Origin of the sequence: Nocardia lijiangensis NBRC 108240 (assembly GCF_001613045.1) — a bacterium.
GTDB classification, from domain to species: Bacteria; Actinomycetota; Actinomycetes; order Mycobacteriales; family Mycobacteriaceae; genus Nocardia; species Nocardia lijiangensis.
The window spans coordinates 72,081-88,352 of record NZ_BDBP01000038.1 but is presented as its reverse complement, the minus strand read 5'-3'; the positions used below and the strand labels follow the sequence as shown (position 1 = coordinate 88,352).

Genomic DNA, 16,272 nt, shown 5'->3' with positions numbered 1-16,272 from the left:
GGTTCGCGCGGGCAGCGCGGGTTCGCGGGCAGCGGCACGGTTCGCAGGCGGCGCGGGTGCGAGGGCGGCGCGCCAGTTCGCGGGCAGCGGCGCTTCGCAGGCAGCGCCGCGATCGGCCCAGGCTCCCGCAGACCGAGCTGTCGGGAGAAAGAGCAGGCCGGAGGTGGCGCACCGTTACGAGCGATCGGTCGGTAACCTTTCATGACGTGAGCATTCAGGGAGCAGCAGCAGTCGGTATCGCCAACGTGACCGCGGACGGAACCGTCCTGGACACCTGGTACCCGAACCCGGAGCTCGGCGAGTTCGGCGACACCGGCACCAAGCGCCTGGACGAGGCGCCCGCCGACTACGCCGCGCTGCTCGGCTTCGACGAGGCGCGCGGGGTCGACGTGGTCGCGGTGCGCACCGTCATCGCCGACCTGTCCGCGGCCCCGGTCGACGCGCACGACGTCTACCTGCGCCTGCACCTGCTCTCGCACCGGCTGGTGAAGCCGCACGAGGTGAGCCTGGACGGTCAGTTCGGCCTGCTCAGCAATGTCGTGTGGACCAACCACGGCCCGGCCGCCGTGGAGGGCTTCGAGGCCACCCGCGCCAAGCTGCGCGCCCGCGGGCCGGTCACCGTCTACAGCATCGACAAGTTCCCGCGCATGGTCGACTACGTGGTGCCCTCCGGCGTCCGCATCGGCGACGCCGACCGGGTCCGCCTCGGCGCGCATCTCGCCTCCGGTACCACCGTGATGCACGAGGGCTTCGTCAACTTCAACGCGGGCACCCTGGGCGCCTCGATGGTCGAGGGCCGGATCTCCGCGGGCGTCGTGGTCGGCGACGGTTCCGACATCGGCGGCGGCGCCTCCACCATGGGCACCCTCTCGGGCGGTGGCACCACCGTCATCTCCATCGGCCAGCGCTCGCTGCTCGGCGCCAACGCGGGTCTCGGCATCCCGCTCGGCGACGACTGCGTGCTGGAAGCAGGCCTGTACCTGACCGCGGGCACCAAGGTCGCCACCCCCGACGGCACCGTCGTGAAGGCCGCCCAGCTGAGCGGCCAGAACAACCTGCTGTTCCGCCGCAACTCCCAGACCGGCGCCGTCGAGGTCGTCCCGCGCAAAGGCACCGGCATCGAACTCAACGCCGACCTGCACGCCAACGACTAGGCTGGGCCGCCGCTAGCCCGCCTCTCCGCGCCTTTTGCCGGTCGTCGGGTGCGTGGAACGGAACGCACCGGGCTGGCGGTCGAGTGGCTGGTCACGTTCTGGGCGTACCCGACGAGTTACCCATGGCGGCGCGAAATCAGTCGTTCCGGTGGGAGTCGATCAGCGACGCGCTTCGCCGCGCGCGGAGCGGGACGTACCGGGCTGACCGATGCGCGGGCCGGTTGCACCGGCCTCGCCCGCGCCCACCTGCTCGCCCTCCACCCCGGCGAGCACAAGATCTACAATCTCGGCAGCGGCATCGGATTCTCCAATCGCCAAGTGATCGAGCCGATTCGAGAAGTCACCGGCATGCCGTTCGAGGTGGAAACCGCACCCCGGCGACCGGGCGACCCGGCAACGCTGTACGCCTCATCCGAACGGGCACAACGCGAACTCGGATGGACGCCGGAGAAGCCGGACATCATCGACATCGTCCGGGATGCCTGGCGATTCCACCAACAGCAGCCTGACCATTAACTCGCTGCAATCGCGGCTGGCCTGCTTCGTGACCTGTCCACGTTCTGAGGGAGCGTCCGGGAACTTCTCTCGCTGCCTGACATTCCCGGTCAGGTAGAGCCTCGGAGGGTCGGGTATGAAGGAGAGCTGTGGTAAATGAGCTGACTGTGTTCTCCGATTACTGGCAGATTCACCTTCTTGATAGCGACTCGTCCACCTTCTTGGCAGACCAATGGTTGGATTCCGCGCTCCTGGACTACTTGGCGCTGGACGATGACGCGATTGGCATTCGAACAGGGGTCAACGGCGACGTCGCCGTCACCATCGACGTGGCCGACGTCCCGCCCCCCGATGACAAGGATTCCTTCGACACGGTGACGGAGTGCAGCCTCCGAGCCGACTCCGGTGCGTTGAGGCTCGCTTCTCCGGCCTACGGCGAGGATGACGGTGATCTGGTGACAGTTCCGAGGGGGTGGCTGCGGTTGCGCGTGTCCTTGACGAGGTCGCCCGATTCGGATCCCGCCGATTGGCAACACATCCGGATTCAGTGCTGGCCTGCCGAACCCACCGATGCCGTCTTGGTCAAGGGATGGAACCACGAGACAGGCTCATTCCACCCCGTACCGACGAACTGAACTCCGTCGCTCTTATCAAGTACCTGCGCAACGATGCGTCCGGGCCGAGGCAGCCATTGGGGACGTCAAAGGCATGCGGTCGTTATCCACGTTGCACCATGCATGATGGCTCGGGCCCGACGTGGTTGCTGGCCAGCCGTCGTTACTTAGCGAGGTGCGTAGCGCTTCGCGGGCGGTACAGCGCTATGCGGTTGCCGCCGCGCTCAGGCTGTGCGAGCGACGTGCCCGCAGTCGTGGCGCGCGGGCGGCAACACGGACGATGGGTCCGGCGTGCGGCGCGGTCGGTCGTCGGTGAGGTGTGCCCTGGACTTCGCCCCCAACCGCACAGGACAGACCGGCGATGTCGTGTGACCTGCCGACATTCACCTGGCGATATTCTGGTGATACGTCATCGAGAGGTGAACGGCGGTGCATTTGCCATGGGCTTGGACGGGGATTGATCCATGACCGATGCCGATCCATTCGCTACACAGCGCGATGTGTCCGGTTCGGTCGTGGGGGAGCTGGCGGCGGCTGGGTTCGACGACGCCACAGTGATCGGTCGCGGCGGTTTCGGTGCTGTTTATCGGTGCAGGCAGGTTTCGCTCGACCGCGTGGTGGCGGTCAAAGTGCTCACCGCCGATCTGGACGCGGACAATCGGGCGCGGTTCTTCCGTGAGCAGCGGGCAGCGGGCAGGCTGACAGGACACCCCAATATCGTCCATGTCCTGCAGGCCGGTGCCACCGATGACGGTCGCCCTTTCATCGTCATGCCGTACTACCAGCATGGCTCCCTCGACGAACGGATCCGCCGCAGTGGGCCGCTGCCACTGGAGGAAGCTCTGCGGCTGGGGGTGAAGGTGGTCGGGGCACTCGAGACGGCGCATCGCTTCGGTGTTCTTCATCGCGACGTCAAACCTGCCAATATCCTCTTCACCGACTACGACGAGCCGATGCTGGTCGACTTCGGAATCGCCCATATCGCGGGCGGGTTCGTCACCGGAACCGGCATCATCACAGGTACACCGGCCTTCACCGCGCCGGAAGTGATCGCCGGCGAGCCGCCGAGCCCGGCCGCCGATGTCTACGGCCTGGGCGCAACCTTGTTCGCCGCGATCACCGGTCATGCCGCCTTCGAACGCCGCAGCGGTGAGCAGTTGGTGGCCCAGTTCCTCAGGATCGCCTCCGAGCCGGTCCCGGACCTGCGGGAGCACGGCATTTCCGAGGACGTCGGCGCCATCATCGAACGCGCTATGTCCAGCGCCCCGGACAACCGCCCTTCCGCCGAGGAACTGGGGGAACAACTCCGGGCATCTCAACTCCACCATGGTTTCCCCGTCGATGACATGGCCCTGTACACCCCGCCCTCAGCAGGGAAGTCCTCCTCGGCCGGGTCGCATGAACCTCGACCGCCGCAGACTTCTTCGGGTTCGGGCCGAGCAGGCGAACTTCCGTTGGAACTGACCAGTTTCGTCGACCGGCGCACGGAGCTGACCGAAGCGAGGAACTCGTTGTCGACCTCGCGGTTGGTGACCTTGACCGGGATCGGCGGAGTGGGCAAGACGCGGCTGGCGGTGCGGGTCGCCACGAACGCCCAGCGTGACTTCGACGATGGCACCGTGTTCGTCGAACTCGGCGAACTGCGTGACGAGTCGCTGCTGGTGGGCCTCGTGGCGGACGCGCTGGGATTGCAAGACCGGTCGGCGCGGCCCCTACGCGAGGTACTCACCGATTTCCTCGCCGATCGGGAATTGCTTCTCGTGCTGGACAATTGCGAGCAGCTGCTGACCGCAGTGGCCAACCTCGCCGAAACGCTGCTTCGCGCGTGTTCCGGATTGCGGATCCTCGCGACAAGTCGTGAGCCGATCGGCCTCGACGGGGAAGCGGTATTGCCGATTCACCCGCTCACCGTGCCCGATCCCGATCAGCTACCAAGAGGCCGGCTCCGTAACGACGCCATGAGGTTGTTCGCCGAACGGGCCGCCACAGCTGTCGCGGGGTTCGAGCTCACCGCGGACAACCAGATCACCATCGCGCGGATCTGCCGGCAGCTGGACGGCTTGCCGTTGCCGATCGAGCTGGCGACGGCCCGATTGCGGGCAATGTCGCCCGAGCAGATCCTGCAGCGATTGACCGACCGGTTCGCACTGCTGACCCGCGGCACCAGAAGCGCCCCGCCACGACAACAGACGTTGCGCGTGTGCATCGACTGGAGCCACGACCTGTGCACACCGACCGAACAACGAGTGTGGGCCCAGCTGTCGGTATTCGAAAGCAGCTTCGAACTCGAGGCCGCCCAATTCGTCTGCGGCGACGACCTCGCGGCAGCCGATCTTCTCGATACCGTCGGCTTCCTCATCGACAAGTCGATCCTGATACGCGAAGAATCGAGCACCACGGTGCGCTTCCGAATGCTCGACACCATCCGCGAATACGGCCGCGAAAAGGCACAGCAGACCGGCGAATACCTCGAACTCGGCCGCCGCCACCGCGACTGGTACGAACGACTGGCGCTCGAAGCGAACGCCGACTGGACCAGCCCCCGAGCACTCGAATGGATCGCCAGATTGCGTCGGGAACAACCGAACCTACGACAAGCACTCGAACTCTGCCTGACCGACAATCCCGAAGCCGGAATCCGGATCGCCGCCGCTGTTTTGCCCTTCTGGTTGTCCCACGGCTCGCTCGGTGAGGGGCGCTACTGGCTGGACCGCCTGCTGGCACGCCGCACCGGACAGGTCACGGTCGACCAGGCCGCGGCGCTGTATTCCGCCTGCATCATCGCCGCGGTACAGGGCGACCTACCCGCAATGGCCGCTCTGGTGCGCGAGGGACGAGCGCTCGTCGAGCACACGACCGACCCCCTCGCCCGCACGCACATCGATTACGCCGCCGGAGTCCTCGCACTGCTCAGCGGGAATCCTTCCGGCGCCCGCCCCTACCTCGAGAATGCCATTCAGGTGTATGCCGAACGCGGCAACGTCCTCTTCCGAGTCGGCGCCATGACATACCTGGGCTTCTCCTACGAACTGAGCAACGAAACCTCCCGGGCGATCGAGGTTTATGAGCACGCGCTCGCGATCACCAAAAGGCACGGAGAAACGATTTACCAGTCTTACCTGCTGTGGTCGCTGGCTGTGGCGTTGTGGCGGCAGCGTGACTCCGAACGTGCGAATCGACTACTTTCCCAGGCACTGCGGGCGAGCCGGACGATGGACGACCGCATAAATATCAGCATGTGCTTACAAGCACTGGCATGGATTGCCGCCGAAGAAGAGAACCCTGAGCGCGCGGTCGTGTTGACTGCGGCCGCGGAGAAGATCGGCCGGTCGGTGAGCACTGCACCCGTATTGTTTTCGGAGTTGCTCATCCATCAAGAGGAAAGCGAGCGCCGAGCTCGAAGCGCACTGAACAAGAAGACCTACACGGCAGCTCAGCGGGAGGGTGCAGCGCTCAGTTTCGACGCCGCAATCGCCTATGCCCTGGGGGAACACGTCTCATCTGCGCAAGTAGACGTTGCCGGTCGTAAACCGACCAAACGCGAGCGGGAAGTCGCCGAACTGGTTGCCGAAGGGCTGACGAACCGGGAGATCGCCGCGCGCCTGGTGATCTCACCACGCACCGCCGAGGGACACGTGGAGCACCTGCTGACCAAATTGGGGTTTACTTCGAGGGCACAGATTGCGGCATGGATAGCGACATCGCAAGACAACCTCCCGGAAATATCAGATGCCGCCGGCTCTTGATTTACGCCCGCCAACCGGGCCATGCTGCGCGGTCGGCGAGCTGGCGATAGTTACTCGATCTCCCGTTCAGGCGGTGCGGGCGACCTCGGGCGCAATGCCGAAGGCGATGACCCGCTCGGGGTGGATGCGGATCAGTTCCCCGGATGCGCCGGACATGTAGGTGTCGACGTCGGTCAACGCTTCGGCGATGCCGCGGATTTCGAGGCAGCGCACGCGCCACGGCTGAACCGAGGCGATGTCGTCGACGACGAAGGCCACGCGATCGTTGGTGGCCAGGTTGCGGAACTTGAAGGAGGAGCCCATGTTCCAGCCGGCGATGTCGATGGTGCCGAGTTCTGCGTTGTAGCGGAAGCCGACCGGATTGTTCTGCGGTGACCCGTCGGGGCGCACCGTGGCGAGGCGGCCGAGTTGCTGGGTGCGCAGATAGTCGATCTGGTCCGAGGTCAACGTTGTGGTCATGTCCGTCAAAGTAGAACCTCGAGCACACTCGAGGTCAACCCCGGCGAGCGCCCGCCGTCAGCCGAGTTGTTTCTTCTGCACCTTGCCCATCGCATTGCGCGGCAGCGCCGCGACCAGGCGGACCTCACGCGGCCGCTTGTGCACCGAAAGTTGTTCGGCCACATGATCGATCAGCTCTTTCTCGATCGCGGCGCCCGCCTCGCCGCGCAGCACGACGAAGGCGACAACGCGCTGACCGAGATCGTCGTCGGGCAGGCCGACCACCGCCGCCTCGGCGACCTCCGGATGCCCGAGCAGCGCCGTCTCGATCTCGCCCGCACCGATCCGGTAGCCGCCGGATTTGATCAGGTCGACCGATTCCCGGCCGACGATGCGGTGGAAACCGTCCGCATCGATGGCCGCCACGTCGCCGGTCTTGAACCACCCGTCCTCGGTCCAGCTCTCCGCCGTGGCGTCGGGCCGGTTCAGGTAGCCGTCGAACAGCATCGGCCCGCGCACCTGCAGCCCGCCGATGCTCTCGCCATCGTTCGGCACCGCCGCTCCGGCCTCGTCCCGCAGCCTGGTCTGCACGCCGTGCACCGGCGTGCCGACCCAGCCGGGCCGCCGTTCGCCGTCGGCGCGCGTGGAGAGCGTGATCATGGTTTCGCTCATGCCGTACCGCTCGATCGGGGCGTGCCCGGTGAGCTCGCGCAGCCGCTCGAACACCGGCGTCGGCAGCGGCGCGCTGCCTGACACGAGCAGTCGCGCACCCGCCAGTTTTCTTGCCGCGTCGGGGTTGTCGACGATGCGCGACCACACGGTGGGCACGCCGAAATACAGCGTGCCGTTCGCCTCGGCGTAGGCCTGCGGCGTCGGCTTCCCGGTGTGAATCAGCGGACTGCCCACCCGCAGCGGGCCGAGCACGCCGAGGATCAGCCCGTGCACGTGGAACAGCGGAAGTCCGTGCACCAGAACATCGTTCGCGGTCCAACCCCATGCCTCGGCGAGCGCGTCCAGCCCGGCGGCGATCGCGCCGCGCGCCAGCACGACACCCTTCGGCGGACCGGTGGTTCCGGAGGTGTAGAGCACGAAAGCCGGTGCGGCCGGGTCGGGTTCGGGATAGGTGTGCCACGACCTGGCGTGCATCCGGACCGGGACCACCGGCAGCTCGGCGCCCTCCGGAGCCTCGCCGAGCCACGCCTGCGCACCGGAATCGGCCAGCATGTGCGCGAGTTCGGCGGGCCCGGAATCCGGGGGCACCGGCACCACCGTGACACCCGCGATGAGGCAGCCGACCACCGCGAGGACGGTACTCGCGGTCGGCCGCGCCAGCACCGCCACTCGATCGGCGCGCGCGATGCGCTCGGCCACCGAGGTCGCCGCGCCGAGCAAGTCGCTGCGCGAGAGCGTCACGCCGTCGATGGTGATCGCGTCCGGAATGTCCGCGCCCGCAGCGACCGCGGCCGGATTCAGGGAGCGAAGCAGCAGGTGTGGACCGAACGACATTCGCCCAACCTACTGCGTGCGCGCCGACCGCCGACAGCGCCTTCCCGCGCGTCACAGCTAGGCGACGACGCGCTGTGACCGTTGACACACCAAAGAGGCAGTGAGAAGGTCATAGTGCATCCTTCTCAACGACGAGCACGGGATCGACGATGACCAGTCCCCTTCGCGTATCCGCGTCAACGGCATCAGCCGACGACTTCGACATCCGCGGCCACCTCGACGGATCGGCCGCCTTCTTCGGCGCCGCCGCCAATGTCATCATGCAGCTCAGCGCCCGGCCGGTCGGCTACGGCGTGGTGGAGAGCACGGTCGACAGCGGCAAGATCATGCTGCACCCGGTGAAGCGAACCCGGACCACACTGACCTACCTGGCCGTGGCCATGCTCGGCACCGACGACGAACGCGCGGCCTATCGCGCCGCGGTGAACCGCTCGCACCAACCGGTTCGGTCCGGCCCCGACAGCCCGGTGAAATACAACGCCTTCGATCCCCAGCTCCAGCTGTGGGTGGCGGCCTGCCTGTACTGGGGCGCGCGCGATCTGCACGAGCGCATGCACGGCCCGATGGACGAGGCCACCGCGGACGCCTTCTACCGCAACGCCGAACGGCTCGGCACCACGCTGCAGATGCGCCCCGGCCAGTGGCCCGACGACCGGGCCGCGTTCGACCGGTACTGGAACGAGCACCTGGCGATGACCGTCATCGATCCGCCGGTCCGCGACTACTTCTGGGACCTGGTGAACCTGCGGATGTTCCCGCGTCCGGTTCAGCTCGCCTTCGGTGGCCTCCACCGCTGGATAACCGCGGGGCTGCTGCCCGCACACCTGCGCGATCAGATGGGCATGACCTGGACCGAGCGCGACGACCGACGCCTTGCCGCGCTGCTCACCGCCATCGGCGCGGTGGAGGGCCGGATGCCCAGAGCCGTCAAAGCTTTCCCGGTGAACGCCTTCCTCTGGGACCTGCGCCTGCGCCGCCGCTTCGGGATTCCGCTCGTGTAGCGCGGACCGATATCAGTTAACTCACAGCATCCACATTCCGCCACGCCTGCGCCGCGGGCGCGCGTACGCTTTTTCTCCTGGATGAGAGCCCGACATCGGAGGTCGAACCCCAGGAGGGAATCGTGATCCGTCGGTTGATCGTCACGTCACTGACCGCAGCAACGCTGTCAATCCTTGGCCCCGGCGCGTTGTGCGCACTTCCCGCAAACGCCGGAACCGGTGCCGAAGAGACACCATCACGCACCTCGATCGCCGTGCGGTCGAGCCTCGGCACATCATGGGGAACCGCGAACGAGCACGAGGCTCGCGGCGCCCTGTCCCTGTCCAAACTCTTCCTCGTCGACTACGCCCTGCGCCACGGCGACGGCTCCGCGACCGATCGAGAGTTGGGCGAGCGCATGATCCGCTTCTCCGACGACGGCGCGGCCAGCGCCATGGAGGGCAAGTACCCGCAGGCCATCAACGCCATCGCCGCCGAATACGGGCTCACCGCCACCCGTTCCGGCGCGGGCGACTGGAGCACCGCGATCACCAGCAGCGCCGATGTCGCCGACTTCCTGCACGCGAAACAGCTACGGGACGCGGGGTCGCCGATCTTCACGTGGATGGCCACCGCGGGCGATACGGCCGCCGACGGCACCGTGCAGGACTGGGGAACCGCCCGCGTGCCCGGGGTGCTCGGCACCAAGTGGGGATGGTCGGATCTCGGTGCGCCCGAGGTGGCTTCGGCCTCCTACGGAACCGGGTTCGCCGTCGTGGCACTCACCCGGGGCACGCCCGAAGATCAGACCGCCGACGTCCTCGGCGCGCTGCCCAATGTGGTGATCGACGTGCTCGGGGTGCCCGCCTGGCTGGTTCCGCGCTGAGTACGGGCCCCGCGACCACCGGCGTCAGCGCACCCGGAACGAGACCACCACGTGGTCGCGGGCGAACTCGCGCATGGCCGCGTCGTCACCGAACGGGATCACCGTCTGCGGGGTCAACGCCAGCGAGACCGCGGTGCGCGCGATCATCTCGGCCAGCGGAGCTGGATCGTAGGCGGGCAGTTTGCCCTCGCCCTGGAGGCGGGTGATGAACTCGGCGAGGTAATCGCGCCCGAGTTCGATGATCGGCGCGCCCTTCACGGTGAGGAACGGCAGCACCAGTTCGGGTTCGGTGGCCAGCAGCCGGTGCACCAGCTGGTTGCCGCGCAGGCCGTTCACGAACGCGACGAACAGCTCGACGATCTGCTCCTCGGCGCCGGCGTCCCGGTCGACCTGGCGCTGCAGCACGCCGTCCACCTCGTCGATGAATTCGCGCGTCTGGCGCAGCGCGACCGCCTGGATCAGATCGGATTTGCTGGCGAAGCGCCGGTACAGCGTGGCCAGTGAGAGGCCGCAGCGCCGGGCCACCTCGACCATGCTGGTCCGCTTGATGCCGAAGTCCAGGAAGGCCAGCAGCGCGGCGTCCAGCACGCGCGCCTGATTGCGGTCCTCGGGACCGGAGTTGCGCACGAGCGGCAGCAATTTGGTCAGCCTCGCCATGACTCCCACCCTATCGTTCGGCGAAACGATGACACCGTCAGCATCGCATACCATCACCGATCCCGAGTCGGTGACCTTTGACGGCACCCGCCCTCAGATGAGAAGGTGTCCATAGAACCTTCTCATCGCTTCACCTCCGGTGAACGGAAAGACGAGGACGACGATGACCGCGCCCCTTCGTGCAACGACGCCCGACCCGGACTTCGACATCGAGGAGTTCTGGAGCGGCGTCGCCGCCTTCCTCGGCGGCACCGCAAACGTGATCATGCAGTTGAGCCTGATGCCGGTCGCCTACGGCGTGCTGGAGAGCACCGTCGATTCCGGCAAGGTCACCGTGCACCCGTGGAAGCGGCTGCGCACCACGCTCACCTATCTCGCGGTCGCCCTCATGGGCACCGAGGAGGAGCGGGCCGCCTATCGCGAAGCGGTCGACACCTCGCATCGCACCATCCGGTCCGGCGCGGAGAGCCCGGTGCAGTACAACGCCTTCGACCCGAAGCTCCAGCTGTGGGTGGCCGCCTGCCTGTACTGGGGCGTCGTCGATCTGGAGGAACGGCTGCACGGCCCGCTCGACGAGGCCGACGCGGACGCGTTCTACCAGTACGCCGCCCGGCTCGGCACCACCCTGCAGATGCGCAGGGAGCTGTGGCCCGCCGACCGCACCGCCTTCGCCGAGTACTGGACCGCCAACCTGGCCACCAAGACCATCGACGCGCGCACCCGCGCCTACTTCAACGGACTCGTCGACCTGCGGATGGTCGCGCCGCCGCTGCGCGTGTTCGCACCGGTACAGCGGTTCATCGTCACCGGCCTGCTGCCGCCGCACCTGCGCACCGAGATGGGGATGCGCTGGACATCCCGCCAGGACCGCGCGCTGGGCCTGCTGCTGCGCGCGGTCGGCGCGGTGCACGGCCGCCTTCCGCAGCGGCTGCGGCTCTTTCCGATGAACTTCTACCTGTGGGATTTGCGCAGGCGGCGCAGGCTCGGCAAGCCGCTGGTCTGATCGGGACCGGCTGCCAGTGCACGCAGGAAGAACGCGAGGTTCGCGGGTCGCTCGGCCAGCCTGCGGGTGAGGTAGCCGTACCAATCGTCGCCGTAGGGCACGTAGACGCGCATCGGATGCCCGGCCCCTGCCAGCCGCAACTGCTCGGCCTCGCGAACCCCGTACAGCATCTGATGCTCGAATTCTCCTGTGCCGCGCCCCGATTCGGCGGCCATCCGCTCGGCGGCCGACACCAGTGCCGGGTCGTGGGTGGCCACCATCGGGTACCCACAGCCGTGCATCAGGATCTCCAGACAGCGCAGGTAGGAATCGCTCACCTCGACGGCCCGCTGGAAGGCCACCGCCGGGGGCTCGCGATACGCGCCCTTGCACAAGCGGATTCGCGAACCGCTGCCCGCGAACTCGGCGCAGTCGTCGCGGGTGCGGTGCAGGTACGACTGGAGAACCGCACCGAGCCAGGGGAATTCCGGCCGCAACGCGCGCACCGCTGCCAGCGTCGCGTCGGTGGTCGTGTGGTCCTCCGCGTCGACCGTGACCCACACGCCCGCCTCGGCGGCCTTGATGCACACGGTGCGCAGGTTGTCGGTGGCTATGGCGGGACCGTCTCCCGGCAGGGCCTGACCGAGGGCGGACAGCTTGACCGAGACCTCCACCGGCACCGCCGCGTCATCCGGCCGCGGCGGCCGGTCGGCCGCGGCGAGCTCGTTGATCAGCGAAAGGTATTCCGCCACCGTAGCTTCGGCGCGGGCGCGGTCGGTGGTGTTCTCACCGAGGAAGTCGACGCTGATCAGCCTGCCGCTCCCGAGCAGCGCACGCACCACCGGCGCCAGCTCCGCCCTCGACTCGCCCGGCACGAACCGGCGCACGATCTCGGCGGTCATCGGGGTTCCGGTGATCACACGCTTCATCCGCGGCGAAGCGGCCGCCGCGAGAATCACCGGGCGCAGCGGGTTCATCGGTCCTCGAGAATGTCACGCATCACGCCTCCTTCTGCCGGTCGGCGCGTCGGCGCCGCCGGTCTCACGAGTCCATGTGCGGGTACCGGTACTGCACCGGCGGCACGAATGTCTCCTTGATGGTGCGCGGCGCCGTCCAGCGCAGCAGATTGAGCGGCGAGCCCGCCTTGTCGTCGGTGCCGGAGGCGCGCGCCCCGCCGAACGGCTGCTGACCGACGACGGCGCCGGTGGGCTTGTCGTTGATGTAGAAGTTGCCCGCCGCGAAACGCAAGGCGGCGCACGCCTGTTCGGCGGCCTTGCGGTCGTCGGCGAAGATCGCGCCGGTCAGCGCGTACGGCGCGGCCGACTCCACTTCGGCCAGAATCGCCGCGTACGAACCGGGTTCGGCGTCGTCGTAGACGTGCACCGCGAGGATCGGGCCGAAGTACTCGGTGGTGAAGGACTCGTCGCGCGGATCGTCGGAGAGCAGCACCGTCGGGCGGACGAACCAGCCCTCACTGTCGTCGTAGGCGCCGCCGACCGGAATGGTGACGCCGGCGTTCCTGGCCCGCTCGATGGCCGCGACGTTCTTGTCGTAGGCCCGCCGATCGATCAGCGCCCCACCGAAATTAGACAGATCGGCGACGTCGCCGTAGCTGAGTTCGGCGGTCGCGGTGAGGAAATCGTCGCCGATCGCGCGCCAGACCGAACGCGCAATGTAGGCGCGCGAGGCGGCCGAGCACTTCTGGCCCTGATACTCGTAGGCGCCTCGAATCAGCGCGGTGCGCAAGGCGGCCGGATCGGCCGACGGGTGCGCGACGATGAAGTCCTTTCCGCCCGTCTCCCCGACCAGTCGCGGATAGCCGTGGTAGCGGCCGATATTCGCACCGACCTGCTGCCACAGCGACTGGAAGGTGCGGGTGGAGCCGGTGAAGTGGATGCCCGCCAGGCGCGAGTCGGCCAGTGCCACCTCCGAGAGCTGGACCCCGTCGCCGGTGACCATGTTGATCACGCCGGGCGGCAGGCCCGCCGCCTCCAGCAACCGCATCGTGTAGAACGCGGCGAGCGTCTGCGTCGGCGACGGCTTCCACACCACCGTGTTGCCCATCAAGGCGGGCGCGGTCGGCAGGTTGCCCGCGATGGCGGTGAAGTTGAACGGCGTGATCGCGTAGACGAACCCCTCCAGCGGCCGGTAGTCCATCCGGTTCCACACGCCGGGGCTCGACTGCGGCTGCTGGGCCAGGATGTCGCGTGCGAAGGCCACATTGAACCGCCAGAAATCGACAAGCTCGCAGGGCGCGTCGATCTCGGCCTGCGCCACCGATTTGGACTGGCCGAGCATTGTCGCGGCGGCCATCGTCTCCCGCCACGGCCCGGCGAGCAGGTCGGCCGCGCGCAGGAAGATCGCGGCGCGATCGTCGAAGGGCATGGTGCGCCACCCCGGGGCGGCCGCGAGGGCGGCCTCGATGGCGCCGTGTGCTTCGGAATGAGTGGTATCGGTGTAGGTCCCCAGCACGTGCCGGTGCCGGTGCGGTGCGACGATCTCGTGCCGCTCGCCGATGCCCGGCCGATGCTTGCCGCCGATCACCAGCGGTACGTCGACGGATTCGGCGGAGATCTCGGCCAGCTCGGCCACCAGCAGCGCGCGCTCGCGACTCCCCGGCGCATACATGTGCACCGGCTCGTTGTCTGGCGTAGGGACAACCGTGACAGCGTCCATAACTCAGGCTAGCCCCATTCCACGTCCGGACGGAGCCCGCAGGCCAGCGCGTGTCGGACTCGGTTCAGAACGGCGCCTCGGTCCACCATCGGTCGCGGACCTCTTCGACCGTGTGCCCCGGCCAGGCGAGCGCCTGCGGCCGGTTCGGGCGGACGAACTTCCAGTAGACGCCGGCGGCGGCCACCGCGCCCACCTCGAGTATCAGCGCGGAGACCAGGAGCAGCACGGAGAACGTCCGCCACCCGGAGGAGACCTGCCGTCCGGCCGCGACCCGGTTGGGCGGCGCGGCGAACGCCGCCGGACCGCCGCCCCGGCCGGGCGTGACCACCGAACGCGAATCGGTCCCGCTCGCCGCCCTCGGCGCGGTATCCACCGGGGCGTCGGCTGGAAGCAGCGGCCGGGTGAGCGGCGGGTGGATCGCCGAGCCGCCCGGATTGTCGGCCGTTACCGCATGATCCGACGGACGGGGCGGCATCGGGGATGTCGCCCGACCTGCTCGAGCGTCTCGAGTCTACGGAGCGCGATACACCCGGGCGAACCGGTCATCTGTTGGCGCACATCGTGACTGGCTCGTGCGCACCGCCGCCACCAGCAGCACCGTGACGGGTTGGCGCGCCGGCGTCCGTCACCGGTCGAAGCGCACCGTCGCCGGATCGGCAGGGCGAAATCAGTTCTCGCGCAGGCGTTCCGCCGCGGCGGCGATGCGTTCGTCGGTCGCGGTCAGCGCGAGCCGCACGTGCTCACCCGCGGTCGGTCCGTAGAAGTCGCCGGGCGCCGCGAGGATGCCTCGTTCGGCCAGCCAGTCCAGGGTGGTCCGGCAGTTCTCACCGCGAGTGGACCACAGGTACAGCCCCGCCTCCGAGTGATCGATGCGGAAACCTGCGCCCTGCAGGGCATTTCGCAGCTGCTCGCGCCGGGCGCGGTAGCGTTCGCGCTGCTGGGCCTCGTGCGCGTCGTCGCTGAGCGCGGCGGTCATCGCGGCCTGGATCGGATAGGGCACCATCATGCCCGAGTGCTTGCGCACCTCCAGCAGCTCGGCGACCAGTTCGGGATCGCCCGCCACGAAGCCGGCGCGGTAGCTGGCCAGGTTCGAGGTCTTCGAGAGCGAATGCACCGCGAGCAGACCGGTGTGGTCGCCGTCGCACACTTCCGGATCGAGGATCGAGAAGGGGCGGCTGTCCCAGGACAGGCCGAGGTAGCACTCGTCGGAGGCGACGATCGCGCCGCGCTCCCGCGCGAACGCCACGACCTTGCGCAGGTGCTCGAGGCCGAGCACGCGGCCGGTCGGGTTGGACGGCGAATTGAGGTAGATCAGCGCGGGCGACTGGGGGCCGAGCCGGGTGAGCCCGTCGGCCCGCAGCACCTGAGTGCCCGCGAGCAGCGCGCCGACCTCGTAGGTCGGATAGGCGATCTCGGGGATGACCACCAGATCACCGGAACCGAGACCGAGCAGCCTCGGCAGACCCGCGATCAGTTCCTTGGTGCCGATCACCGGCAGCACCGCCGCCGGATCGAGCCCGGTGATCCCGTACCTGCGCTTGAGCGCGTCGACCGCGGCCGCGCGCAGTTCGGGGGTGCCGTGCGTGGTCGGGTAGCCGGGCACCTCCGCCACCGCATTCAGCGCCGCCCTGATGAGCGGGGCTACGGGGTCTACCGGGGTGCCGACCGAAAGATCGACGATCCCGTCGGGATGCGCAGCGGCTCTCGCCTTGACCGCCGCGATGGTGTCCCAGGGAAAATCGGGCAGCAGAGCGCTGACCCGGCCACGCGAACTCACTCGGGTCTCACTCGCCCATCGGGGGAAGTTCTTTGATGAACGGCGGGTCGTAGTCGACTTTGCCGACCTTGGTCGCGCCGCCCGGCGAGCCGAGCTCGTCGAAGAAGTCGACGTTGGCGTTCACGTATCCGCTCCACTGGTCCGGCGTGTCGTCTTCGTAGAAGATCGCCTCGACCGGGCACACCGGCTCACATGCACCACAGTCCACGCACTCGTCCGGATGGATGTACAGCATGCGGCCACCCTCGTAGATGCAGTCCACGGGGCATTCCTCGATGCATGCCTTGTCCTTCACGTCAACGCACGGTTCAGCGATGATGTACGGCACTGCCGCTCTCCTAGTCTGTCCTCGCCTGCGGG

At 68.0% G+C, this 16,272-nt stretch carries 14 protein-coding genes and 1 pseudogene; 7 read left to right on the top strand and 8 right to left on the bottom strand.

All coding sequences use genetic code 11. The features are described 5' to 3' along the window. Window positions 1-206 precede the first annotated feature (206 nt). The 4 genes and pseudogenes from dapD to NL1_RS15545 all read left to right on the top strand — a co-directional run bounded on the left by dapD (window position 207) and on the right by NL1_RS15545 (window position 6,009). Window positions 207-1,154: a 2,3,4,5-tetrahydropyridine-2,6-dicarboxylate N-succinyltransferase gene (gene dapD / locus NL1_RS15560; protein ID WP_067839972.1), complete on the top strand. Its 948-nt coding sequence runs from the start codon at window positions 207-209 to the stop codon at window positions 1,152-1,154. 231 nt (window positions 1,155-1,385) lie between these two features. Beyond that, window positions 1,386-1,670, top strand: a pseudogene (locus NL1_RS39480) (UDP-glucose 4-epimerase GalE); the annotation flags it as partial. Window positions 1,671-1,798: 128 nt separating this feature from the next. Beyond that, on the top strand, window positions 1,799-2,284 hold the full coding sequence (locus tag NL1_RS15550) for a hypothetical protein (RefSeq protein WP_067839966.1): 486 nt from the start codon (window positions 1,799-1,801) through the stop codon (window positions 2,282-2,284). A 443-nt stretch (window positions 2,285-2,727) separates the two neighbouring features. Further along, the gene (locus NL1_RS15545; protein ID WP_067839963.1) at window positions 2,728-6,009 is read left to right on the top strand and encodes a protein kinase domain-containing protein; all 3,282 of its coding nucleotides are present in this window, start codon (window positions 2,728-2,730) and stop codon (window positions 6,007-6,009) included. Between the two features lie 66 nt (window positions 6,010-6,075). On the opposite strand, the gene NL1_RS15540 is transcribed toward NL1_RS15545, so the two are convergent. Both NL1_RS15540 and NL1_RS15535 read right to left on the bottom strand, forming a co-directional pair. Then, the gene (locus tag NL1_RS15540) at window positions 6,076-6,468 is read right to left on the bottom strand and encodes a PPOX class F420-dependent oxidoreductase (protein ID WP_067839960.1); all 393 of its coding nucleotides are present in this window, start codon (window positions 6,466-6,468) and stop codon (window positions 6,076-6,078) included. Window positions 6,469-6,525: 57 nt separating this feature from the next. After that, entirely contained in the window at window positions 6,526-7,953 is a 1,428-nt protein-coding gene (locus tag NL1_RS15535) for an acyl-CoA synthetase (RefSeq protein ID WP_174553418.1), read from the bottom strand. A 149-nt stretch (window positions 7,954-8,102) separates the two neighbouring features. Here NL1_RS15535 and NL1_RS15530 point away from each other — a divergent pair, with 149 nt between their 5' ends. After that, window positions 8,103-8,954, top strand: coding sequence for an oxygenase MpaB family protein (locus tag NL1_RS15530; RefSeq protein ID WP_067839957.1), 852 nt, complete (start codon window positions 8,103-8,105; stop codon window positions 8,952-8,954). 122 nt (window positions 8,955-9,076) lie between these two features. Then, entirely contained in the window at window positions 9,077-9,820 is a 744-nt protein-coding gene (locus NL1_RS15525) for a hypothetical protein (RefSeq protein ID WP_174553417.1), read from the top strand. A 24-nt stretch (window positions 9,821-9,844) separates the two neighbouring features. Here the strand turns inward: NL1_RS15525 and NL1_RS15520 are convergent, their stop codons facing one another. Then, entirely contained in the window at window positions 9,845-10,477 is a 633-nt protein-coding gene (locus tag NL1_RS15520) for a TetR/AcrR family transcriptional regulator (protein ID WP_067839955.1), read from the bottom strand. A gap of 163 nt (window positions 10,478-10,640) precedes the next feature. Here NL1_RS15520 and NL1_RS15515 point away from each other — a divergent pair, with 163 nt between their 5' ends. Continuing rightward, a complete protein-coding gene (locus tag NL1_RS15515) occupies window positions 10,641-11,480 on the top strand; it encodes an oxygenase MpaB family protein (protein ID WP_067839953.1) in 840 nt (279 codons plus the stop codon). On the opposite strand, the gene NL1_RS15510 is transcribed toward NL1_RS15515, so the two are convergent. The 5 genes from NL1_RS15510 to fdxA all read right to left on the bottom strand — a co-directional run bounded on the left by NL1_RS15510 (window position 11,429) and on the right by fdxA (window position 16,240). Beyond that, window positions 11,429-12,436 carry a proline dehydrogenase family protein gene (locus NL1_RS15510; protein ID WP_067839951.1) on the bottom strand — a complete coding sequence of 336 codons (1,008 nt, stop codon included), beginning with the start codon at window positions 12,434-12,436 and terminating at the stop codon, window positions 11,429-11,431. The two genes, NL1_RS15515 and NL1_RS15510, sit on opposite strands and share 52 nt — an antisense overlap. 64 nt (window positions 12,437-12,500) lie before the next feature. After that, window positions 12,501-14,135: an L-glutamate gamma-semialdehyde dehydrogenase gene (gene pruA / locus NL1_RS15505; protein WP_067839949.1), complete on the bottom strand. Its 1,635-nt coding sequence runs from the start codon at window positions 14,133-14,135 to the stop codon at window positions 12,501-12,503. A 64-nt stretch (window positions 14,136-14,199) separates the two neighbouring features. Continuing rightward, window positions 14,200-14,610, bottom strand: a complete 411-nt coding sequence (locus tag NL1_RS15500) for a hypothetical protein (protein WP_067839948.1) — start codon at window positions 14,608-14,610, stop codon at window positions 14,200-14,202. Between the two features lie 192 nt (window positions 14,611-14,802). Continuing rightward, window positions 14,803-15,912 (bottom strand): succinyldiaminopimelate transaminase, encoded by a 1,110-nt coding sequence (dapC, locus tag NL1_RS15495; protein WP_067839945.1) that lies wholly within the window; start codon window positions 15,910-15,912, stop codon window positions 14,803-14,805. Window positions 15,913-15,919: 7 nt separating this feature from the next. Further along, window positions 15,920-16,240 (bottom strand): ferredoxin, encoded by a 321-nt coding sequence (fdxA, locus tag NL1_RS15490; RefSeq protein ID WP_011211287.1) that lies wholly within the window; start codon window positions 16,238-16,240, stop codon window positions 15,920-15,922. Window positions 16,241-16,272: the final 32 nt, after the last annotated feature.